2 protein-coding genes are annotated in these 684 nt (G+C 45.8%); both read right to left on the bottom strand.

What is annotated here, in order from left to right; all coding sequences use genetic code 11:
- Positions 1-183: aconitase family protein (locus ACWHAR_RS27650; protein WP_452088512.1), on the bottom strand; the 183-nt coding region annotated here is incomplete at its 3' end.
- A gap of 49 nt (positions 184-232) precedes the next feature.
- Positions 233-684, bottom strand: a 452-nt coding sequence (locus ACWHAR_RS27655) for an isocitrate/isopropylmalate family dehydrogenase (RefSeq protein WP_452088513.1), incomplete at its 5' end; no start/stop codon positions are given.

Raw genomic sequence — 684 nt, forward strand, 5'->3', positions numbered from 1 at the left:
TGTCGCAAATGTGTTTTGGGGTCTTCTGACCTTTCTTCCCTTTTGTCTCAAGCCTTCAAATGCCTGAGGAGACGTCACCTCATGAATGAGGTGCAAATCAATATAGAGAAGATCCGGCTTTCCCTCACCATGTTTTACAATATGCTGATCCCAAATCTTTTCGATGATTGTTCGAGGCATCATCTTTTATTTCCTCCCTCTACCTAGAGCTAAGACCGCTTAACGTAAGCTGTCACACATTAGAAATTGTATTTTCACTCATGATTGCTGCCTTAACTTCCTCTGTAATGGCCTGAGTGCTGCTGAACTCTTCACCCCGTGCCAAGTCTCTTGTTCTTTTTCCGGAAGCCAAGACTTTGTTTACCGCATCTTCTACAGCTTTCGCTTCCTCTTCAAGCCCGAAAGATGTTCTCAAAAGCATTGCCGCTGACAATATGGCTGCGAACGGATTTGCCATCCCTTTACCAGCAATATCAGGCGCGGAGCCATGAACAGGTTCAAACAGATGAAGACCAGAGCTTGATAGGCTGGCTGACGGGAGCATACCGAGCGAGCCTGTAAGCATGGACGCTTCATCGCTTAAAATATCACCGAACATATTTTCAGTCACCACGACATCAAATTGATTCGGTGCATAAATTAGCTGCATGGCCGCGTTATCCACAAGCATGTGCTCAAGCTTCA

The sequence above is a fragment of the Bacillus sp. LR--39 genome (assembly GCF_053613335.1).